Origin of the sequence: Phytobacter sp. MRY16-398, assembly GCF_003925915.1 — a bacterium.
Classification (GTDB): domain Bacteria; phylum Pseudomonadota; class Gammaproteobacteria; order Enterobacterales; family Enterobacteriaceae; genus Phytobacter; species Phytobacter diazotrophicus.
The window spans coordinates 3241429-3262544 of record NZ_AP018756.1; the positions used below are offsets into that span (position 1 = coordinate 3241429).

The following is a 21116-nucleotide window of genomic DNA, read 5'->3' on the forward strand; positions in this document are numbered from 1 at the left end:
TATATTTTCCATTAAATCTTTATAAATATTCATCTCAAAGCAGAAAATTCGCATGACGTAAAAAAGCGTAAAAAAGGGATAATGAAAGGCGAATGTTTGTTATTTTATGCGCCCTGAATTTCTTTCTATAATTACAAATACCTGCTGGTTGGAGATCAACAATGACAACAACGCACGAGGCGGTTAAAACCCGCCACAAGGAGACTTCGCTCATTTTCCCGGTTCTGGCACTGGCAGCCCTGCTTTATTGGGGAAACAGTCAGTCGCTGCCAGTGATAATCGGAATGAATGCTCTGGCCCTGGTGGGGATTCTTGCCAGCGCATTTAGCGTCGTACGCCACGCCGATGTTCTTGCTCACCGTCTCGGTGAACCCTATGGCTCATTAATTTTAAGCCTTTCTGTCGTTATTCTTGAAGTGAGTCTGATTTCTGCGTTAATGGCAACCGGCGATGCTGCGCCAACGCTCATGCGCGACACACTTTATTCCATCATTATGATCGTTAGCGGTGGTCTGGTTGGCTTCTCGTTATTGCTCGGTGGGCGGAAATTTGCCACGCAATATGTGAACCTGTTCGGCATCAAGCAATATATGATTGCCCTCTTCCCGCTGGCCATTATTGTTCTGGTCTTCCCGGTGGCCTTAGAAGGCGGCAATTTCACGACCGGACAATCATTACTGGTGGCCCTTATTTCTGCCGCTATGTATGGCGTATTCCTGCTGATTCAAACGAAAACGCATCAGAGTCTGTTCGTTTATGAGCACGAAGATGACGGCGACGATGATGACCCGCACCACGGCAAACCGTCGGCACATAGCAGCGGCTGGCACACCGTCTGGCTGCTGGTCCATCTGATTGCCGTTATTGCGGTCACCAAGATGAATGCCAATCCGCTGGAAAATCTGCTGACGGAAATGAATGCGCCTGTTGCCTTTACCGGCTTCCTGGTTGCGCTGTTGATTCTCTCTCCCGAAGGCCTGGGTGCCCTGAAAGCGGTATTAAATAATCAGGTGCAGCGCGCAATGAATCTGTTCTTCGGCTCAGTTCTGGCGACCATTTCGTTAACCGTACCGGTTGTCACGCTGATTGCCTGGGTGACCGGGAATGATTTGATGTTTGGCCTGGGCAAACCGGAGCTGGTGGTGATGCTGGCGTCATTGATGCTGTGCCATATTTCGTTTTCAACGGGTCGCACCAATGTCCTTAACGGCGCCGCACATCTGGCACTGTTTGCGGCCTATTTGATGACGATTTTTGCCTGATATTCAGTCGTATTTTCCCGACGGAATATACCCCGATGTAAACTATTTCAACAGAGGCGGAGAGGATCAGCCATACTCTCCGTCTTTTCCTATCCGATAACAGGTAAAAGCCCCTTTATTCTCCCCTTTATAAAAACCCCGATTTTTATATTGCTTTACCGTTGCGCTTAGCTACGCTTTTTAAAGTTGAGCGTGGTAAGTGGTGCTTCACGGTGAAGGCCCGGCATAAGGACACTCAGGACCCCCTTTATAACAAGATATGGGGAATAAACATGCCGCAACTCGTTTTTGTCCATGGTGTCGCGACGCGTGCAGACGCTGATTACGCACTCGCGGTTGCTAACCGCAATACGTTCTATCGGGAATTGGTTTTTGACGGTAACCCCGTCGACATCTATTCGCCGATGTGGGGAACATTTGTCGCCCCCATTCCGTCCGAGGTATTTCAAACCAATACGAATATTGCCACCTTCTCGCTAAACCTCCCCTTGTTAACCGGCCTTGATGACGGGCTCGGGAGCACGGGCGATAAGACGTCTGATTTGTCCATCGTCGCGCTAGGGCAGCAAGACCCTATTGCTGCCCTTGATGCAATTTGTTCAGAGATTGCAGACAAGGCCATGAGCCAAAAACGTCCGCTGTCAGGTGAGGAACTTCAGGCGTTTCGCAATGCATTTGTGCTCATTGCGTCAGAGCAAAGTGCCAGCCTGTTTCCTGCGGATGCGACTGCGCAAAGTGTTAGTGACCGGCTGAAAGAAGGCGTCGACGGTACTTTCAGTATTGGAGGTGCGATCAGTAATGCGATTTCTGCAGTAACAGGACGTATCTCGAATGCGGCATCAACGCTGGGGTTTGATGCTGTACGTGGAAGTCTCAGCCCCGCCATCGGTCTGTTTATGGGAGATGTTTTTGTCTATCTCAAGGAGGGCAAAACGCGAAATGCCATTCAGGATGTTGTACGTGGCGACCTTATGCGCGCTTATAGTGCGAAGAAAGCCGCTAAAGGTCCGCTGATCGTGGTTGGACACAGTATGGGAGGAGTGATCCTCACCGATATGTTGACCAACCCGGAAGCCGCTGGATTACCCAAAGATATTGAAGTTGATGCGCTCTTCACGGTGGGCTCGCAACCCGGTCTTTTTGCCGCGCTCGGTGTCCTGTCTTCTAACCTTCCTGCCGGGTCGCCTCGCCGCCGACCGGAGTGCGTTAAGCACTGGTTCAATGTCTTCGATCCGATCGATCCCCTGGCCTTCCGTGCCGACATGATTTATGCGGGAGCAGAAGACGTGATGTTCAATTCTGTGGCTGGCATTACTGATACGCACTCGAAATATTTCCAGCGTCCGCAGTTTTACGCACGGACCCGGGCGCGGCTTAACGCGTCTGGTATTTTGTGAGGGACAGACAATGACGCTACTTTTGGATCGTCACGTTATTGGCCCGAAGACACACGCATTTGTTGTCGGTGTGGGAAATTATCCCTTCGCCCGCGCCGGGCAAGGTGTTGACGCTGACTTACGCTCGGTCCCTCCCTTACCGAGCGCTGCAGATAGCGCAAAACTTGTCTGCGACTGGTTACTCGATAATCAAGATCGCCTTGCCGCGCCGCTGGCAACACTCGATGTATTGATTTCCGATCCACCCGTCACAGCAAATCGCTACCCATGGACCGCTGCGGTACCTGTTGACCCCGCAACAGAGTTAAACGTCTCTACACGCGGGCTGGCCTGGTATCAGCGTTTATGCATACAGCCGGGCGATGTGGCTTTTTTTTATTGCTGTGGCCACGGTGCATCGCATCTACAGCAACCGGTGCTCTTTTTGGAAGACTTGAACCACGATATCACCAATGTCTGGTCGCACTTCAATCTCGGGCAGCTTTCGACCGCATTAAGAAAAAACCAGACGATTTCCGCTGCGTTTTTATTTTCCGATGCATGCGGCCAATTTGTTTCTAAATTCGAACTGAGACCTCAGGCGCAGCCTTGTCTGTTTTATCCTGAGCCGGATCTTTTTGCCGTGAGCCGTAATCAGGTCTCCTTGCTCTGTGCGGCCTCGGAAGGGCAACTGGCCTATGAAGGGACGGATGCCGCTGGTAGTAACCGTAAATTTGGGCGCTTTACGCAAACATGTCTTAAAGGGCTGAGCGGCTCCTCTGCGCGCTATTCCCGCTCAGGTTGGGGAGTCAATAGCCGCGATTTGCAGAGCGATCTCAAATCATTGCGGCGAATTTATTTTGAACACTGGCGAGATAATGAACCTTTCGACCCCTATTTTGCTGTAACCCAAAGCGATCCCACGCCCTTTGTCTATCCACAGAACTTTGAGCTACCCCTGGTAGTCATGACCGACCCGCCAGAGCGAATGCCCAATTTTGATTTTGCCATTAGTCAGCGGGATGAACCTTCACCGCCCTGGTTGAAAAACAAAGAGACGCGCGATGCATTGCCCTGGTGTACAACCGTACCTCCGGGAATTAACGCACTTTATGCCATTGCGATAGACGGTACAGGCCATTTCTCACAGCTTTTTCAACCTAAAGAGCCTCTCTTCGAACAATGGGTGACCGTCCCATGAAAACAACGCTTAATTTCGTGGCACCGCGTGACCTTTCCATTGGCACGATTCGCATTCAAAACAAAGAGCGATTTCTCGCCGACTGGATTGCCACACCCAATAACCGCACCTTCTCATCAGAAAATATCAGTCCCGGCATTTATTGGGCTGACATTGCACCTGCGGGTATGGCACCGCAATCGGTTATTTTTTATGTAGAAGCGGGAAAAACGAACAACGTTATCTTGCCCACTTTTTCCGCCCTCCTGTCTTCGGGAAGCAAAACCACTTTCTTTAATTCGATAAAGCAGCAGACTGAGACAAAAGTTCCACCATGGTTTAGCTCTGATGTCACAGCCCTTCCCTTGTATAAGGAATGGGGATCTTCCGGTGCAGCGCCTGTGTCAGAGATGATCAAAACATTGCCCGTTGCGGTTTCTCCAGACAAAAGACGTATTTCGCTCGGTCTGTCCGAGGAACAAGGCGGACGAGAAACGTTTACTCTCTTTCGCGGCGAATCAAAAATGGAAATATTTTCCGGGCGGCTTGAACTCCAGATACCGGACGCGCCTGATCGCGCCCCCTGGCTGGGTCATCGGGTGCGGTTAACGGCAGCCATCGAAAAAGTGAGGATTGAGCGTTGTTTGTTGCCGCTTTATCAAGGTGGTACGTTGATCACGGTAGTGGCACCTCCGTTTGCCCCGGAAGATCTTGAGCTTAGCATTACACCTGCCGCCCCCCGATTACGCGCGCTGTTACGTGCACTGGATGCAGGAACCTCGGCAGAGGTTCAGGCTGTCAGGGATAACATCATTCGCAAGGATGATGTCACTGTATTATTCACAGATCCCTGGGCCGCAATACTTATTGGTCTTCTGTCGATACGATTTCCGCAGTTGTTTGCGCAGCAAGATGCTTTCCCGATCATATCGCTCAAGGAACGAGCCGCATGGGCGTTTGATACCCATGTGATTATTGCCAGCAAATCTCTTTCTGCGGCGCAGGAAAAAGGTTCACAAGAGCAACATCACGCCGTCGCGCAGGCAATTCTGAGCCTTGCAAAGGCACAAACAGCAGGCTCGCCCTACTACCGCTATACCAATCAGTTATTCAATGAACTGTTGTCAGGTATAGCTACTTACATCAAAACCAATAGGGAAGCCATCCAGCCTGCGATAGTACGCACCTTTGAACGACTAAATATACGCTGGCGCCGTGAGCTACCACTCCAACGTGGTGTCGGCCCAACATTTAGCTGGCTTGCACGCGATTTAGACGCTCTTAAAAAGTACAACATTCTCACGCCAAACCGGACCCCTTCTGGTCGTCTTCCCACGCATAACACTTTTGTGATCTTTCAAGGCGAAATCAGCGCCGGAAAAATCACCCTGTCACGATCGAGCCCAAAAAGCGTGAGATCCCCTCGACTGGCGCCTCCGCAAAGCGTTTTGGAAACAGCATGTGCTTTTTCCGGCCAATTGCGGCCAGAACACTCACCGGAACTTCCCGCCTTTTCTCGTCCTGTTATCTTCCCGGACGATCCCAATAAAGGGCGCTTTGGTAACCAGCCGGAGAATAACGGGTTCTTACTGAAAGTGGAGTTCGAAGAGACGAAAAGACGTCATTGGGGGACGGTCATTCTTACCGTAGAGGCGCGACGTTCAGTGGATATCGGCATCGGCGACTTTGCCTGGTTCTCGTTGCATCCAACCTTTTCTCCCTCGCTCATCAAAGTGGCGTTCCGCGGACGACGCGCACAGCTTCGTCTGCAAGCATGGGGAGGGTTTACGGCGGGGATCTGGATACCTAAGAATAATGTTGAACTGGAGTGCGATCTCAGCAGTCTCGATAAGGCTCCCGATGCCATAAAATCGCGGTGAGAGTGATACAAAACAGGCTGGGGGCTGTTAAAACAGGCACAGCTACCAACCCGACTGAGGCAATCTGACACATGAAAGATTGCCCGGAGCTATGCCTGTTTTGTTACTCGCCGTTCGGTTGACAAACTGTCACCTTAAGACGCTTTGCTCCGATTACTTGCTGGTATCAAGCTCATCGAAGCTTTTCACCAGATCATCAATCGCTTTGATCTGTTTCAGGAACGGCTCCAGTTTATCCAGCGGCAGTGCGGACGGGCCATCGCATTTCGCGTTGGCTGGATCCGGGTGCGCCTCAATAAACAGACCGGCCAGGCCTGTCGCCATACCCGCACGCGCCAGCTCAGCAACCTGGGCACGACGGCCACCAGACGCGGCGCCAAACGGGTCGCGGCACTGCAATGCGTGCGTCACATCGAAAATGACCGGCGAGTTGCCAGAGACGTTTTTCATCACGCTAAAGCCGAGCATATCGACAACCAGGTTGTCGTAACCGAAGTTACTGCCACGGTCGCAAAGGATAACTTTATCGTTACCGCCTTCATGGAATTTATCCACGATATTACCCATCTGGCCAGGGCTTACGAACTGCGGTTTTTTCACGTTAATGACAGCGCCGGTTTTCGCCATCGCTTCGACCAGGTCGGTCTGACGCGCCAGAAATGCTGGTAACTGAATCACGTCAACCACGTCAGCAACGGGCTGAGCCTGGCTGGCTTCGTGAACATCGGTGATCACTTTCACGCCGAACGTCTGTTTCAGCTCCTGGAAAATTTTCATCCCTTCTTCCAGGCCCGGCCCACGGTAAGACTTGATGGAGGAACGGTTGGCTTTGTCAAAAGAGGCTTTGAACACATACGGAATACCCAGTTTCTGGGTAACAGTTACGTAGTGCTCACAAATACGCATCGCGAGGTCGCGGGACTCCAGCACGTTCATACCGCCAAACAGAACAAACGGCAGATCGTTCGCGACATTGATATCGCCAATGCTAACCACTTTTTGTGTCATATAATTCCCTTATCAAGATTCAGTCTATTAATTCAGTTTAGTGCAGTGTAATTTGCTTGTGCGAAATGGTGTTAATTTGCGCACGGATCATCTCGCTAATGGGATCCTCAGGACACTGCTCTACGAAGTAATTCAGATCGTGCAGCGCAACATGATCGCACTCGAGTTGCGCGTAAATTAAGCCACGATCGCGGATCTCATACGGGTCTTCCGGGTTAAACTGCAACAAGGCTTCACTGGCACGCAAAGCCAGTTCCATTTGTTGCTCTTCCATCAACGCCGATTTCAAAGTATCGAGCAGCTTACGGATGACTTCCGCGTTATCTGCCTCGTCGAGATCCTCATTAAATAGCTCAGCCACAGGGCTGATGTTACCCTTAAGCCAGACGTCCAGCGTATGCTCGTCCAGCGTGTCGCCATTAAAGGGGTTGATCAACCACATTTCCCCATCCAGCCACTCAGCGCGCAGAATGAGCTGCGTCGGGAAAATCACCGGCATCAGCGGAATATCCAGATGCCCGGCAACCCATAACAGAATGGCGCCCAGTGACACCGCGCTACCCTGACGGTTTTGCAGGACTTTATCCAGCCACAACGCATCCGACAGACGGTACACACCGCGGGTGTCTTTAAAACCCCATTCGCCGTAAAACAGCTCAAGGAGTTTCTCCAGTTGCAAGTCCTGCGGTTGAGCCTCACTTATTTCTTCACGCGCCAGACGGATCAGACGCTCAAGTTCGTCGTGCACGAACTGCGAGGGAAAATCATCACGAATCAATTCAGATATCAGGATCATTCCATCGCACAATGGTGCTTTGTTAAATTCGAAATCGGCTAACGACCGCATGTCTTACCCCAGTATCGGTATCTTTGTGGCGGCGAGTTTAATGATGATGTACAGCACCACCAGCCCCAGCAAAAACGCAATAAACCCCGTTTGCTGGCTGCGCGGACGATGTCGTCCCAGCGCAATGAAACCCAAAACGATGTAGATGATAACGCCAAACAGCTTTTCCGTCAGCCATGCGCCATTAGCAGTAAATGGGATATAGCGCGTTACAACGATAAGCCCGAGGCCGCTGAGCAATAACAGCGTGTCCACTGCATGGGGCACAACCCGCACCCAGCGCGCCTGTGCGCGAGGATCACCCGTAAAGCGCCACCAGTATCGCAGCACAAACAGGCTAATGGTCAGAACCACCGTGGTCAAATGCAGGCTTATCAGAAACGTGAACGCACTCATTCCCTGTTACTCCTGTTGCGGCAGGCGCCCGAGCGTCAGACGCTCGTTATCACCATAATCCCGGCAGGTTTCCACCTGCACATATCCTTGTTCGCCAAACAGCGCACGTACCGCTTCACCCTGCTGCCAGCCGTGTTCCAGTAGCAGCCAGCCACCAGGGCGCAAAAAACGCCTTGATTGTGCGATTATCCACGCCAGATCCGCAAGTCCTTCTTGTGCCGCAACCAGTGCAGAACGCGGCTCGAAACGCACATCCCCCATGGCAAGATGAGGGTCCTGCTCATCAATGTAAGGCGGATTGCTGACAATCAGGTCGAACGGCTGCCCTTCCAGGGCGCTAAACCAGTGGCTGGTCAGCACCGAAACGTTCGTTATTCCTAAATGTTCCGCGTTACGCAGAGCCAGGGCGACGGCATCAGGCATGACGTCGACCGCCGTAATCTGGCAATCCGGACGTTCACTGGCCAGCGCCAGCGCGATAGCGCCGGTGCCGGTGCCCAGATCGAGGATCCGGCACGGCTGTTCCGGCAGACGGTTCAGCGCCTGCTCAACCAGACATTCGGTATCCGGGCGCGGAATCAACGTCGCAGGCGAGACAAACAGCGGCAACGACCAGAACTCGCGCACCCCCACAAGATGCGCGACCGGCTCACCCTGTCCACGACGGGCCAGCAGATCATCAAGCCGCGCGAGCTCAGTGTCCGAAAGCGCAGTTTCGCCGAAGGCAAGAATAAAGGTGCGCGCTTTTCCGGTTACAAAGCCCAGCAAAATCTCCGCATCCCGTCGCGGGCTTTCGCTGTGCGAAAGTCGATTTATCGCGTGACGCAACCAGTGTTGATAGTCCATCAATCCTGTCCGGCGAGCGCTGCCAGTTGGTCGGCCTGATATTCCTGCACAATCGGCTCAATCAGCATATCCAGCTTGCCTTCCATCACCTCGTCCAGACGGTAGACTGTCAGGTTGATACGGTGGTCGGTCACACGCCCCTGCGGGAAGTTATAGGTGCGGTTACGATCGCTGCGATCGCCGCTACCCAGCAGATTTCGACGCGTTGAGGCTTCCGCCTGCTGGCGTTTGGCAATTTCCGCCGCGCGAATACGCGAACCCAAAACGGCCAGGGCTTTGGCTTTATTTTTATGCTGAGAACGTTCGTCCTGACACTCCACCACGATGCCTGTCGGCAAGTGGGTAATACGAATCGCGGAGTCGGTGGTGTTAACGTGCTGCCCACCCGCGCCGGATGAACGGAAGGTATCAATGCGCAGATCGCCCGGGTTGATGTCCGGCAGTTCGGCTTCCGGCAATTCTGGCATTACCGCAACGGTACAGGCAGAGGTATGGATACGTCCCTGAGATTCGGTTGCCGGAACACGCTGTACGCGATGGCCGCCGGACTCAAATTTCAGCCGTCCGTAAACGCCTTCGCCGCTCACTTTCGCGATGATCTCTTTATAGCCGCCATGCTCGCCCTCATTGGCGCTCATGATCTCTACACGCCAGCGACGCGACTCGGCATAACGGGTATACATGCGGAACAGATCGCCTGCGAATAACGCCGCTTCATCGCCGCCGGTCCCGGCACGCACTTCCAGGAAGGCGCTGCGCTCATCGTCAGGATCTTTAGGTAGCAAAAGAATTTGCAGGTGCTGTTCCAGTTGTTCGCTTTTTTCTTTTGCATCGCGTAACTCTTCCTGCGCCATATCGCGCATTTCCGGGTCATCGAGCATCATTTGTGCGGTTTCGATATCTTCCTGAATCTGTTGCCAGTCAGTAAAACAGCGCGATACGTCGCTTAGTTGCGCATACTCCCTGGATAAGGCGCGGAATCGCTCCTGATCGGCGATGGTTTGCGCGTCACCCAACAGCGCCTGAACTTCTTCATGACGCTCGTGTAGGGCTTCCAGTTTGGCAACGATAGAAGGCTTCATAGGCGTAAATGCACCCTGTTATTAGAGATTGTTGTGCTACTCCAGCCCGAGGCTGTTGCGCAGAATATGCAGGCGCTCATCATCCCCGTCACGGGCGGCCTGCTGAAGAGATTTGGTTGGTGCGTGGATCAGGCGATTGGTCAGTTTCCAGGCCAGATCCTGCATAATGGCTTGTGCGTCGCCACCCTGTTCGAGGGCGGCCAGCGCTTTGGCAGTCAATTCATCACGAATCTGCTCAGATTGGCTGCGGTAATCACGAATTGTCTCGCTGGCGCTTTGCGCGCGCAGCCAGGCCATAAATTCGCTCGTTTCCTGCTCAACGATAGTTTCAGCCTGCACCGCCGCCGCTTTACGCTGCGCGAGGTTGTGCTGAATAATGCTTTGTAGATCGTCAACGCTGTAGAGATAGGCGTTCGCCAGTTTACCCACTTCCGGCTCGACATCGCGCGGAACGGCAATATCCACCAGCAGCATTGGCTGGTTGCGGCGCGCCTTCATTGCCCGCTCAACCATGCCTTTACCAATGATCGGCAATGGGCTGGCGGTAGAACTGATAACAATATCGGCATCTTTCAGGCGCGAATCGATATCGCTCAGGGAAATCACTTCCGCCCCTACTTCATCTGCCAGAACCTGCGCACGTTCACGAGTACGGTTGGCGATGATCATCTTCTGCACTTTATGCTCGCGCAAATGACGTGCCACCAGTTCGATAGTTTCCCCCGCACCGACAAGCATGACGCTGACCGACGAGAGTGATTCAAAGATTTGGCGCGCCAGGGTACAGGCAGCAAAGGCGACAGAAACCGCGCTCGCGCCGATATCGGTTTCCGTGCGCACGCGTTTGGCGACGGAGAACGACTTCTGGAACATGCGTTCGAGTTCGCTGGCTTTCAGATGACCGCGGTTGGAATCCGCAAACGCTTTTTTCACCTGGCCGAGGATCTGCGGTTCGCCCAGTACCAGCGAGTCCAGCCCGCTCGCCACACGCATTAAATGGCTGACGGCGTCGTTATCGTGGTGCCAGTAAAGGCTGTTACGCAACTCTTCTTCGCTGATCTGATGGTAATCACACAGCCAGCGAACCAGCGATTCATGGAGGTTTTCCTGCTCTTCAACGCTTAAATAAAGCTCGGTACGGTTACATGTTGACAACACCACACCACCCTGCACCATCGGCTGCGCCAGCAGGCTGTCTAACGCCTGGTCAAGCGTATCCGGCGAAAACGTAATACGTTCTCGCAACGAAACGGGGGCCGTTTTGTGGTTGATGCCGAGCGCCAGAAGAGTCATGTGAGTGGGAATAGTACCAACGTTGATAAGGTTAGACTGTGCGCATCATACAGGATGCGCGAGGTCAATAAAAGAGAGCGCCCCCTTTTGGAGTAATCGGTAATTTAATGATTTAAGACAACTTGAACGTAGACGCTATCACTGCCCGGCGCTAGCATTAAGAATATTTACTGCAACGCACCTCAAGGATTCGTCATCATTATGACTTTGCCGGACTTTCGCCTTATTCGTTTGCTGCCGCTGGCTAGCCTCGTACTGACTGCTTGTACCCTCAATGCGCCTAAAGGGCCGGGCCAGAGTCCGGATGCCCCTCAGTGGCGTCAACATCAGCAAGACGTCAGCAAATTGAACCAGTTTCAGACACGTGGCGCTTTCGCTTTTATCTCCGATGAGCAGAAAGTCTATGCCCGCTTTTTCTGGCAACAGACCGGGCAGGATCGCTATCGCCTGCTGCTGACAAACCCGTTGGGCAGCACGGAGCTGGAACTCAACGCCCAGCCTGGCGCAGTAGAGCTGGTCGACAACAAAGGCAAGCACTATACCTCCACCGATGCGGAAGAGATGATTGGCGAACTGACCGGTATGCCTATTCCACTGAACAGCCTGCGTCAGTGGATTCTGGGCTTGCCCGGCGACGCGACCGACTACAAGCTTGACGACCAGTATCGCCTCAGCGAGCTTAACTACAGCCAGGGCGGCAAAAACTGGAAAGTGGTGTACGGCGGTTATGACAGCAATACGAAGCCAGCCCTGCCCTCCAGTCTTGAGCTAAGCGATGGCGGACAGCGTATTAAGCTCAAAATGGATAACTGGATTGCGAAATGATGACGCGCTTTCCCGCACCGGCGAAACTCAATCTGTTTTTGTACATCACCGGGCAACGGGCTGATGGTTATCACACGCTGCAAACCCTGTTTCAGTTTCTTGATTACGGTGACACCTTAAGCTTTGAACCGCGAACAGATGGCGTTATTCGGTTGCTAACGCCTATTGAAGGGGTGCCGGAGGAAGAAAACCTGATCGTGCGCGCAGCCCGTTTGTTGATGCAGCAGGCGCATAAAACGGGTCGCCTGCCTGCTGGCAGCGGCGCGGATATCCAGATAGACAAACGTCTGCCGATGGGCGGCGGTCTGGGCGGGGGCTCCTCAAACGCGGCTACGGTGCTGGTGGCGCTCAATCATCTGTGGCATTGCGGTTTATCGGTTGATGAGCTGGCAGAACTGGGATTAACACTTGGGGCGGATGTACCAGTGTTTGTCCGGGGCCACGCGGCGTTTGCCGAAGGTGTCGGCGAGATACTTACCCCCGTGGAACCCGAAGAGAAATGGTATCTGGTCGCCCATCCTGGCGTCAGCATCCCCACCCCGACCATTTTCCGCGATCCGGAATTGCCGAGAAATACACCAAAGCGGTCAATAGAAACGTTACTAAAATGTGAATTCAGCAACGATTGCGAGGTTATCGCAAGAAAACGTTTTCGTAAGGTTGATGAGGCGCTTACCTGGCTGCTAGAATACGCGCCGTCGCGCCTGACTGGCACAGGGGCCTGTGTTTTTGCTGAATTTGACACAGAGTCTGCTGCTCTTCAGGTGTTAGAGCAAGCCCCGGCATGGCTGCGCGGTTTTGTCGCACGAGGTGTAAACCTCTCGCCTCTCGCCAGCGCCCTCGCCGGGCAAGCTGAGTCCCGGTGACAACGTCACTTGTTCCAGACGTTGCATCGCGCTCTTTAATACACCGCATGGATAGAATTATGTCTGAACCGCACATTTATGGCTTATTCTATCCACCAATGGACGCATGCCTGAGGTTCTTCTCGTGCCTGATATGAAGCTTTTTGCTGGTAACGCCACCCCGGAACTAGCACAACGTATTGCCAACCGCCTGTACACTTCTCTCGGCGACGCCGCCGTAGGTCGCTTTAGCGATGGCGAAGTCAGCGTACAAATTAATGAAAATGTACGCGGTGGTGATATTTTCATCATCCAGTCCACTTGTGCTCCAACGAACGACAACCTGATGGAATTGGTTGTTATGGTTGATGCCCTGCGCCGTGCTTCTGCAGGCCGTATCACCGCTGTTATTCCTTATTTTGGTTATGCCCGTCAGGACCGCCGCGTGCGCTCCGCACGTGTACCTATCACCGCAAAAGTTGTCGCGGATTTTCTCTCCAGCGTAGGCGTTGACCGCGTCCTCACCGTCGACCTGCACGCTGAGCAGATCCAGGGCTTCTTTGATGTGCCGGTTGATAACGTATTCGGTAGCCCTATTCTGCTGGAAGACATGCTGCAACTTAATCTGGATAACCCGATTGTGGTTTCTCCGGATATCGGCGGCGTTGTTCGCGCTCGCGCTATCGCAAAACTGCTTAACGATACCGATATGGCTATCATTGATAAACGTCGCCCGCGTGCGAACGTTTCTCAGGTTATGCATATCATCGGTGACGTCGCAGGCCGTGACTGCGTGCTGGTTGACGACATGATCGACACCGGCGGTACGCTGTGTAAAGCAGCAGAAGCGCTGAAAGAGCGCGGTGCTAAACGCGTGTTTGCTTACGCGACTCACCCGATCTTCTCTGGCAATGCGGCAAACAACCTGCGCAACTCCGTTATCGATGAAGTGGTCGTTTGTGACACCATCCCGCTGACGGATGAAATCAAATCGCTGCCAAACGTGCGTACCTTGACTCTGTCTGGCATGCTGGCCGAAGCGATTCGTCGCATCAGCAACGAAGAATCCATTTCCGCAATGTTCGAACATTGATTGGAATCGGCACAAAGACCCGCTACGGCGGGTTTTTTTATTCCTGTGTTTTATTTGTATGACTAATAAACATCGCGCATACAAATTTGTATTGGTGATATTTGACCAGGGATTACTCTTCTGTGAAAAGACTCTTTTCTCCACACGTCATGCCATTCAGCGCCATTATTGAGGCCTGCTGGAAGGAAAAATATAGCCTGGCGCGTTTCACGCGCGACCTGATTGCCGGGGTGACGGTTGGCATCATCGCCATTCCGCTGGCCATGGCGTTGGCCATTGGTAGCGGCGTTGCGCCGCAATACGGGCTTTATACCGCCGCTGTCGCCGGTATCGTCATCGCACTGACCGGGGGCTCGCGCTATAGCGTTTCCGGCCCTACCGCCGCTTTCGTCGTCATTCTCTATCCCGTATCGCAGCAATTTGGTCTCGGTGGGCTGCTTGTAGCGACGCTGATGTCAGGCGTCTTTTTGATTCTGTTTGGCCTCGCCCGCTTTGGTCGCCTGATCGAATATATTCCCGTTTCCGTCACGCTGGGCTTTACGTCAGGTATCGGGATTACCATCGGTACCATGCAGATAAAAGATTTCCTCGGTTTGCAGGTTGCCCATATGCCGGAACATTACCTGCAAAAAGTCGGCGCGCTGGCAATGGCATTGCCGAGTATTAACCTCGGTGATGCGGCCATCGGTGTCGTTACCCTCGGCACCCTGATTTTGTGGCCTCGTCTGCGCATTCGCCTGCCGGGGCATTTACCGGCACTGCTTGCCGGTTGTGCCGTGATGGCGGTGGTTAATCTGGTGGGTGGTCATGTCGCCACCATTGGCTCTCAATTTCACTACGTACTGGCAGACGGTTCACAGGGCAACGGTATTCCACAATTGCTGCCACAGCTCGTGTTGCCCTGGGATTTGCCGGGTTCGAGCTTCACCCTGAGCTGGTCCTCTCTGCAGGCGCTGCTGCCCGCCGCGTTCTCGATGGCATTACTGGGGGCCATTGAGTCTCTGCTCTGCGCGGTTGTGCTTGATGGCATGACCGGAACACGCCATAAAGCCAATAGCGAGTTGATAGGTCAGGGGCTTGGGAATATTGTCGCGCCTTTCTTTGGCGGCATCACCGCTACGGCGGCGATTGCCCGTTCAGCGGCCAACGTCCGCGCCGGAGCATCGTCCCCGGTCTCCGCCATTATTCACGCGGTTCTGGTGATCCTTGCCCTGCTGGTGCTCGCGCCCCTGCTCTCCTGGCTGCCGCTTTCCGCCATGGCCGCGCTGCTGCTGATGGTGGCCTGGAACATGAGTGAAGCGCATAAAGTGGTAAACCTGCTGCGTCGCGCGCCGACAGACGACATTATCGTCATGCTGATTTGTATGTCGCTGACCGTGTTGTTCGATATGGTTATCGCCATTAGCGTGGGTATCGTTCTGGCATCACTACTGTTTATGCGCCGTATCGCGCGCATGACCCGTCTGTCGCCTGTCAATGTAGACGTGGCGGACGATATTCTGGTGTTACGTGTGATTGGCCCGCTGTTTTTCGCCGCCGCCGACGGTCTGTTCACCGAACTGGAATCGCGGATTGCAGGCAAACGGGTCGTGATACTCAAATGGGATGCGGTACCGCTGCTTGATGCGGGTGGGCTCGATGCCTTCCAGCGTTTTGTCAATCGCCTGCCGGAAGGCACCGAGTTGCGCGTCAGCAATCTGGAGTTTCAGCCGCTGCGCACCATGGCGCGAGCGGGTATCAAACCCATTGCGGGCCGGTTGTCGTTCTGGCCAAACCGTGACGCCGCGTTAGCGGATTTATGATGAACCCGATGCCCCGTAGCGCTTGCGCATCAGGGCATCTACCGCCTGCTGCAGCCATTGCAGCATGTCTGGCGTCACCCAGGTTCCTTTCATGAGATGCGGCTCCCGCTGCATCGACAGGCGAAACTTCTGTTGGGTTTGCGGATCGGTTCCGGCATAGGACTGGAACAGCTCCAGCCAGGCGTTTGCCAGCGCCTGCGCCTCTTCTGACAGCGGGTCAAGCCCCTCGAGTGCCGCCTGGCGAACGCGACTGACTAACGGCGGCCACTCCATCATCCGGTCAAAATAATGCGCGCGGGTAAATGCCATCTCTTCTGGCGTCAGATAGCGCTGCCAGATAGCCAGTTTGCTTTCGCCGAAACTGCGGGTGATGAAATTAATTGTCGCATCATCAATTCCGGTCTGTTCACGCATTTGCGGCTCAACCAGGTGCATCTCATTGAGCCGGGTCAAAAACTCCGGCCTGCGGGCAGTATCCTCCTCCAGGCGCGTCATCCAGCGCGTTGCCAGATCCATCGCCTTTTCATCATCAACCGGGCACCCCTGCGCCATCAGCGCTTTGGCTTCCGCCACCATGTTCGCCCATACAAGGCTGCGCTCTTCGTCATGCGCGGCAAACGGTAGGTCGCGCAATTCCTCAGCACTAAACCAACGATTATACATATTCGTTAACTCCAGTGTCAGTAACCAGGACTCCAGGTCAGGTTCAGACCCGCTTTCCATTCCACGCTTTAACATCAGCAGTTGCTGGCGCAACGTCTGGATCGTGCGCATTTGCGCATCAAGCAAGCTGATTTGTTCATCGAGCAGAACGTGAAGCGGACGCGTCTCCCGCGCCAGGTAATCCTTGATAGCTGCCAGCGCCATACCCGCCTTCGCCAGTACCTGAATCATATGCAGGCGTTTGACGTCAGCGAGATTGTATAAACGGTAACCGGCAGCACTTCGGGATGAAGGCGTAAGTAGACCGATATGTTCGTAGTGGTGCAGTGTACGGACAGTGATCCCGGCACGACGTGCCAGTTCACCAGCTTGAATTAACATAACGGCTCCTTTTCTTCCCCTTGACTGCCACTCTCGGGCCTAACGTTACGTAAGGGTCAAGAAAAAAGCCAAAAAAAACGGCTTCCTGAGGAAACCGCTTGTTTGTGTTGCTATACGTTAGCTATGACCGTGTCCGTCACGGCGGCAGCGTTTGTCGTAATGGCGTACCCACCAGTACTTATCACAGACCTGCTCATGGCCACCAATACGCGCGCCTGCAAGCCAGAGTACTGCGCCGACAAAAATGCTGAGAATGGCGCCGTGGGCGAAGAACTGCGGCAGATTAAGCTGCGGCAACTGATTCAGAACAGAGTAACCCACGCCGACTACCATCACGACTAACCCCAGGCCCATAAGCACATTACCGAGTAACGAAGCGTTTTTGCGTTTCATGGTGTCACCTCCGGAACGATGGGTTGAAAGGGAATAACCCCAATGCTTGTGGGTAAAGTATAGACAGGGGGGGTTATGGCGATTGCGCCCAGGATCACAATTACACATATTAAGACCACATATATTTACAAATAACCCTCTGAACTAGTTGTATTTCTAATGGTTCAAATGGGTAATCATTGCCCTTTTCCCCGTTTCGTCCTGAGAACTTTGTCATCACGCGCCGCACGACGTAAACTACGCGCCAGATATTGACCTGGTCAGGAAGAAAAAGTGACGATTAAACTGATTGTCGGGCTGGCAAATCCCGGCGCGGAATATGCCGCGACACGCCATAATGCAGGCGCCTGGTACGTCGATCTGCTGGCTGAACGTTGCCGCGCCCCGCTACGTGAAGAACCGAAGTTTTTTGGCTATTCCTCACGGATTAATCTGGCGGGCGAAGATGTGCGTCTGCTGGTCCCCACGACTTTTATGAATCTTAGCGGCAAGGCCGTTGCCGCGATGGCAACCTTTTATCGCATCAACCCGGACGAAATCCTGGTTGCCCATGATGAACTGGACTTACCGCCGGGCGTGGCGAAGTTTAAACTGGGCGGCGGTCATGGCGGCCACAACGGGTTGAAAGACATTATCAGTAAACTGGGCAATAACCCCAATTTCCACCGTTTGCGCGTGGGAATTGGTCATCCGGGCGATAAAAACAAAGTTGTCGGTTTTGTGCTGGGTAAACCGCCTGTTTCTGAACAGAAATTGATTGACGAAGCGGTAGATGAAGCGGCACGTTGCACGGAAATCTGGCTGAAAGACGGCCTGACAAAAGCAACCAACCGTCTGCACGCCTTTAAGGCCCAGTAACACGCGCCCTCTGGCATTTTTGCCGCGCGATACAACGGTTACGTGTATAATAGGCAAAGTTATTAACTTTTATGCAATCTGTTTTATATAACGGATTGATTATTCAGAAATTAAGGTAATCACATCATGGGATTCAAATGCGGTATCGTTGGCCTGCCCAACGTAGGTAAATCCACCCTGTTCAACGCGCTCACCAAAGCAGGTATTGAAGCGGCAAACTTCCCCTTCTGTACTATTGAGCCGAACACCGGTGTCGTACCGATGCCCGATCCGCGTCTGGACAAGCTGGCGGAGATCGTCAAGCCGCAGCGTATTCTGCCAACCACGATGGAGTTTGTGGATATCGCCGGTCTGGTTAAAGGCGCATCCAAAGGTGAAGGCCTTGGTAACCAGTTCCTGACCAACATTCGCGAAACCGAAGCCATTGGTCATGTGGTACGCTGCTTTGAGAACGACAATATCATTCACGTGAATAATAAAGTGGATCCGGCGGATGATATCGAGGTTATTAATACCGAGCTGGCGCTGTCTGATCTCGACACCTGTGAGCGCGCTATTCATCGCGTACAGAAAAAAGCCAAAGGCGGCGATAAAGACGCGAAAGCAGAGCTGGCGGCGCTGGAAAAATGTCTGCCTCAACTGGAAAACGCAGGCATGCTGCGTGCGCTGAAAAACCTGACCGAAGAAGACAAAGCCGCGATCAAATACCTGAGCTTCCTGACGCTCAAGCCGACCATGTACATCGCGAACGTTAACGAAGACGGTTTTGAAAATAACCCCTACCTCGATAAAGTGCGTGAAATCGCCGATGCCGAAGGTTCTGTTGTCGTTGCCGTGTGTGCGGCGGTTGAGTCCGATATCGCTGAACTCGACGATGCAGACCGCGAAGAATTTATGGCCGAACTGGGCATTGAAGAGCCGGGTCTGAACCGCGTTATTCGCGCCGGTTATCAGTTGCTGAACCTGCAAACCTACTTCACTGCGGGCGTGAAAGAAGTGCGCGCATGGACGATCCCGGTTGGCGCAACTGCCCCGCAGGCGGCAGGTAAAATTCATACAGACTTCGAAAAAGGCTTTATCCGTGCGCAGACCATCGCGTATGAAGACTTTATCACCTACAAAGGCGAACAAGGCGCGAAGGAAGCGGGCAAAATGCGCGCAGAAGGTAAAGATTACATCGTGAAAGATGGCGATGTGATGAACTTCCTGTTCAACGTCTAATTCGTTTTTGTTGTCTCATGAGGTGTCAGAACATCTCTTGAAGCTCACAAAACCCTCTAAAATCCACGCGCTTGCGTGGATTTTTTATTCCACATTGTCTCATGTGATCTCATGGAAGCGCAGTCTAAAATGAGTACATAGGTGAGTATAATCCGTTTCCATTATCATTTTAGGTGAGTACAATAACGGTATAAGAAATAGTCAAGGACCCGCTATGCTCACTGATACGCAATGCCGCACTGCCAGGCCAAAAGAAAAACTCTATCGACTCAATGACTTTAATGGTCTCTACCTCGAAGTGAAACCCAATGGCAAAAAGGCATGGCGCTATCGATTTAAACTCAACGGAAAATCAAGCATGTTTGCGTTGGGTGAGTATCCAGCGATAAAGCTCGCCGAAGCTCGCGAGAAATGCGAGCAAGCGCGTAAGCAAGTCGCAGATGGAGTTAGCCCGACACTGGCTCGTCAGTTAGATAAGATCCGCAAGGTCAATGACGCTTCTAACACCTTTGAGCTGATCGCCAAAGAGTGGTTGCAGATGAAAGACTGGGCCGAAATTACCAAAACACGCCGACTGGATATGCTTGAACGTGTGGTTTTCCCCGCAATCGGTAAGCTCCCTGTCAGAGAGATCACCCCACACCACATTCTTAAAATTCTTCAGGAAACCGCTAAACGCGGCGCTCCGACTGTTGCTGCTGAAGCCCGACGTACCATTTCATCGGTTTTCGAGTTGGCAGTGGCAACGCTTAGAGCTGACAGCGATCCTGTCTGGCCTGTACGCAAGGCGCTTCCGGCGAATAAGACACAGCACAAACAGGCATTGAATCCACAACAAATCGGGAAGCTATTAAGCTGTTTTGATAACAGTCGCAGCTCATATCAGGTTAACTATTGCATGTGGCTAATGTGGTGGACGCTGGCGCGACCAGCCGAAGTCACCGAGGCAGAATGGGCAGAATTCGATCTCGATAATGCCCTATGGACCATTCCGGTAACGCGCATGAAAGCTCGCAGAGAACACGTTATTCCCCTTCCCTCCCAGGCTGTTAATATGCTCAGAACGTTACAAGGATTAACCGGGCATCGACAGCACCTTTTTCCGGGCCGGGACAACCCACGTGGCCCGATGACATCACACTCGCTGCGTCAGCTACTTAAAAGCCTCGGCTGGAGCGGAACTTATAGCCCACATGCAACCAGAACTACAGGAAGTACCCGTTTAAACGAGATGGGCTATCGACCTGATGCTATCGAAGCTCAGCTTGCGCATGCTGATACCAACAATGTTCGCCGCGCGTACAACCATGCGACCTATCTTGATGAGCGTAAAGTGATGATGCAGGAATGGGCTGATAGGCTTGATGGATGGGTAAGCAGCACCGACATCAGCGTTGATGTTTCGTAAACGCTGATGCATTGGTGCTTCATCATTGATTAATATAATAAATTTTTGATTATTTAAAATAACCTATAATTCTACCTACATTACATGTTGAGCATGAATAACAGATGTTGATTAACCTCAATTAAGCGTCACTATCAAGCCACCGAAATTTTCACATGCCCTGGCTTGATATTGCTGACAGGAGATACCCAGGCGCTGCGTGGCCATCTGCGTTGTCAGGTGCCGGTCGTCCCCCCTGAATGATTTTAAGTCGGTAAACTTCATTCAAAGTAAAAAACTCCGCTGCATGAGCCGTAATCAGAATCCCTTGAGGGTAAATCTACGTGACGGGCATCTTAACTTAGCCCAGAACGGACATTACAACTTTGCAACTACATAGATGATGTGCATCATCTGTCTTATGTTAAATATCAGATAAATGCTGTTTCATTTTTGACCTTTTGTCCCACCCTTATTG

The 21116-nt window shown here is 52.8% G+C and carries 19 protein-coding genes; 11 read left to right on the plus strand and 8 right to left on the minus strand.

From position 1 onward, the window contains the following. Positions 1-161: 161 nt before the first annotated feature. From chaA to MRY16398_RS15910, 4 genes are all read left to right on the plus strand, one after another. A complete protein-coding gene (chaA, locus tag MRY16398_RS15895) occupies positions 162-1262 on the plus strand; it encodes a sodium-potassium/proton antiporter ChaA (RefSeq protein ID WP_039079191.1) in 1101 nt (366 codons plus the stop codon). Positions 1263-1534: 272 nt separating this feature from the next. Continuing rightward, on the plus strand, positions 1535-2659 hold the full coding sequence (locus MRY16398_RS15900) for a DDHD family phospholipase (RefSeq protein ID WP_125124764.1): 1125 nt from the start codon (positions 1535-1537) through the stop codon (positions 2657-2659). Positions 2660-2669: 10 nt separating this feature from the next. Further along, positions 2670-3839, plus strand: a complete 1170-nt coding sequence (locus MRY16398_RS15905) for a caspase family protein (RefSeq protein ID WP_125124765.1) — start codon at positions 2670-2672, stop codon at positions 3837-3839. Further along, the gene (locus tag MRY16398_RS15910) at positions 3836-5698 is read left to right on the plus strand and encodes a pYEATS domain-containing protein (protein WP_125124766.1); all 1863 of its coding nucleotides are present in this window, start codon (positions 3836-3838) and stop codon (positions 5696-5698) included. The genes MRY16398_RS15905 and MRY16398_RS15910 overlap by 4 nt, the downstream gene beginning before the upstream one ends. 153 nt (positions 5699-5851) lie before the next feature. Here MRY16398_RS15910 and kdsA read toward each other — a convergent pair whose 3' ends face one another. Genes kdsA through hemA form a run of 6 tightly spaced genes read right to left on the minus strand, consistent with a single transcriptional unit; the run spans position 5852 to position 11170 of the window. After that, positions 5852-6706, minus strand: a complete 855-nt coding sequence (gene kdsA, locus MRY16398_RS15915) for a 3-deoxy-8-phosphooctulonate synthase (protein WP_039079195.1) — start codon at positions 6704-6706, stop codon at positions 5852-5854. A gap of 37 nt (positions 6707-6743) precedes the next feature. Then, positions 6744-7553, minus strand: coding sequence for an invasion regulator SirB1 (sirB1, locus tag MRY16398_RS15920; protein WP_039079196.1), 810 nt, complete (start codon positions 7551-7553; stop codon positions 6744-6746). A 3-nt stretch (positions 7554-7556) separates the two neighbouring features. Further along, positions 7557-7949: an invasion regulator SirB2 gene (sirB2, locus tag MRY16398_RS15925; protein ID WP_039079197.1), complete on the minus strand. Its 393-nt coding sequence runs from the start codon at positions 7947-7949 to the stop codon at positions 7557-7559. Positions 7950-7955: 6 nt separating this feature from the next. Beyond that, positions 7956-8795, minus strand: a complete 840-nt coding sequence (gene prmC / locus MRY16398_RS15930) for a peptide chain release factor N(5)-glutamine methyltransferase (RefSeq protein WP_125124767.1) — start codon at positions 8793-8795, stop codon at positions 7956-7958. Next, on the minus strand, positions 8795-9877 hold the full coding sequence (gene prfA, locus MRY16398_RS15935; protein ID WP_039079199.1) for a peptide chain release factor 1: 1083 nt from the start codon (positions 9875-9877) through the stop codon (positions 8795-8797). The genes prmC and prfA overlap by 1 nt, the downstream gene beginning before the upstream one ends. Positions 9878-9913: 36 nt before the next feature. Beyond that, the gene (hemA, locus tag MRY16398_RS15940; RefSeq protein WP_039079200.1) at positions 9914-11170 is read right to left on the minus strand and encodes a glutamyl-tRNA reductase; all 1257 of its coding nucleotides are present in this window, start codon (positions 11168-11170) and stop codon (positions 9914-9916) included. A 201-nt stretch (positions 11171-11371) separates the two neighbouring features. On the opposite strand from hemA, the gene lolB reads away from it, so the two are divergent. From lolB to dauA, 4 genes are all read left to right on the plus strand, one after another. Next, positions 11372-11995, plus strand: coding sequence for a lipoprotein insertase outer membrane protein LolB (gene lolB / locus MRY16398_RS15945; protein WP_125124768.1), 624 nt, complete (start codon positions 11372-11374; stop codon positions 11993-11995). Further along, positions 11995-12861: a 4-(cytidine 5'-diphospho)-2-C-methyl-D-erythritol kinase gene (gene ispE, locus MRY16398_RS15950; RefSeq protein WP_172600706.1), complete on the plus strand. Its 867-nt coding sequence runs from the start codon at positions 11995-11997 to the stop codon at positions 12859-12861. Before lolB ends, ispE begins: the two co-directional genes overlap by 1 nt. Positions 12862-12985: 124 nt before the next feature. Continuing rightward, positions 12986-13933: a ribose-phosphate diphosphokinase gene (gene prs / locus MRY16398_RS15955; protein WP_090085106.1), complete on the plus strand. Its 948-nt coding sequence runs from the start codon at positions 12986-12988 to the stop codon at positions 13931-13933. Between the two features lie 122 nt (positions 13934-14055). Beyond that, positions 14056-15735, plus strand: coding sequence for a C4-dicarboxylic acid transporter DauA (gene dauA / locus MRY16398_RS15960; RefSeq protein WP_125124770.1), 1680 nt, complete (start codon positions 14056-14058; stop codon positions 15733-15735). Here the strand turns inward: dauA and MRY16398_RS15965 are convergent. Then, a complete protein-coding gene (locus MRY16398_RS15965) occupies positions 15730-16779 on the minus strand; it encodes a MerR family transcriptional regulator (protein WP_125124771.1) in 1050 nt (349 codons plus the stop codon). The two genes, dauA and MRY16398_RS15965, sit on opposite strands and share 6 nt — an antisense overlap. 117 nt (positions 16780-16896) lie before the next feature. Further along, on the minus strand, positions 16897-17172 hold the full coding sequence (gene ychH / locus MRY16398_RS15970) for a stress-induced protein YchH (protein WP_039079205.1): 276 nt from the start codon (positions 17170-17172) through the stop codon (positions 16897-16899). A gap of 273 nt (positions 17173-17445) precedes the next feature. Between ychH and pth the strand changes: the two genes are divergently transcribed. The 3 genes from pth (at position 17446) to MRY16398_RS15985 (ending at position 20659) form a co-directional block, all read left to right on the plus strand. After that, positions 17446-18030 (plus strand): aminoacyl-tRNA hydrolase, encoded by a 585-nt coding sequence (gene pth / locus MRY16398_RS15975; RefSeq protein ID WP_039079206.1) that lies wholly within the window; start codon positions 17446-17448, stop codon positions 18028-18030. 126 nt (positions 18031-18156) lie between these two features. Further along, positions 18157-19251 (plus strand): redox-regulated ATPase YchF, encoded by a 1095-nt coding sequence (gene ychF, locus MRY16398_RS15980; protein WP_039079207.1) that lies wholly within the window; start codon positions 18157-18159, stop codon positions 19249-19251. Between the two features lie 214 nt (positions 19252-19465). Continuing rightward, a complete protein-coding gene (locus tag MRY16398_RS15985) occupies positions 19466-20659 on the plus strand; it encodes a tyrosine-type recombinase/integrase (protein ID WP_125124772.1) in 1194 nt (397 codons plus the stop codon). The last annotated feature ends 457 nt before the right edge of the window (positions 20660-21116 follow it).

What these genes read in the sequence shown, in the direction of transcription:
- ychF (WP_039079207.1), top strand. Translation starts at nt 18,157, where the DNA reads ATGGGATTCAAATGCGGTATCGTTGGCCTGCCCAACGTAGGTAAATCC.
- MRY16398_RS15965 (WP_125124771.1), bottom strand. Translation starts at nt 16,779, where the DNA reads ATGTTAATTCAAGCTGGTGAACTGGCACGTCGTGCCGGGATCACTGTC.
- hemA (WP_039079200.1), bottom strand. Translation starts at nt 11,170, where the DNA reads ATGACTCTTCTGGCGCTCGGCATCAACCACAAAACGGCCCCCGTTTCG.
- lolB (WP_125124768.1), top strand. Translation starts at nt 11,372, where the DNA reads ATGACTTTGCCGGACTTTCGCCTTATTCGTTTGCTGCCGCTGGCTAGC.
- sirB2 (WP_039079197.1), bottom strand. Translation starts at nt 7,949, where the DNA reads ATGAGTGCGTTCACGTTTCTGATAAGCCTGCATTTGACCACGGTGGTT.
- MRY16398_RS15905 (WP_125124765.1), top strand. Translation starts at nt 2,670, where the DNA reads ATGACGCTACTTTTGGATCGTCACGTTATTGGCCCGAAGACACACGCA.
- MRY16398_RS15985 (WP_125124772.1), top strand. Translation starts at nt 19,466, where the DNA reads ATGCTCACTGATACGCAATGCCGCACTGCCAGGCCAAAAGAAAAACTC.
- ispE (WP_172600706.1), top strand. Translation starts at nt 11,995, where the DNA reads ATGACGCGCTTTCCCGCACCGGCGAAACTCAATCTGTTTTTGTACATC.
- prfA (WP_039079199.1), bottom strand. Translation starts at nt 9,877, where the DNA reads ATGAAGCCTTCTATCGTTGCCAAACTGGAAGCCCTACACGAGCGTCAT.
- prmC (WP_125124767.1), bottom strand. Translation starts at nt 8,795, where the DNA reads ATGGACTATCAACACTGGTTGCGTCACGCGATAAATCGACTTTCGCAC.
- kdsA (WP_039079195.1), bottom strand. Translation starts at nt 6,706, where the DNA reads ATGACACAAAAAGTGGTTAGCATTGGCGATATCAATGTCGCGAACGAT.
- sirB1 (WP_039079196.1), bottom strand. Translation starts at nt 7,553, where the DNA reads ATGCGGTCGTTAGCCGATTTCGAATTTAACAAAGCACCATTGTGCGAT.
- MRY16398_RS15910 (WP_125124766.1), top strand. Translation starts at nt 3,836, where the DNA reads ATGAAAACAACGCTTAATTTCGTGGCACCGCGTGACCTTTCCATTGGC.
- chaA (WP_039079191.1), top strand. Translation starts at nt 162, where the DNA reads ATGACAACAACGCACGAGGCGGTTAAAACCCGCCACAAGGAGACTTCG.
- ychH (WP_039079205.1), bottom strand. Translation starts at nt 17,172, where the DNA reads ATGAAACGCAAAAACGCTTCGTTACTCGGTAATGTGCTTATGGGCCTG.
- MRY16398_RS15900 (WP_125124764.1), top strand. Translation starts at nt 1,535, where the DNA reads ATGCCGCAACTCGTTTTTGTCCATGGTGTCGCGACGCGTGCAGACGCT.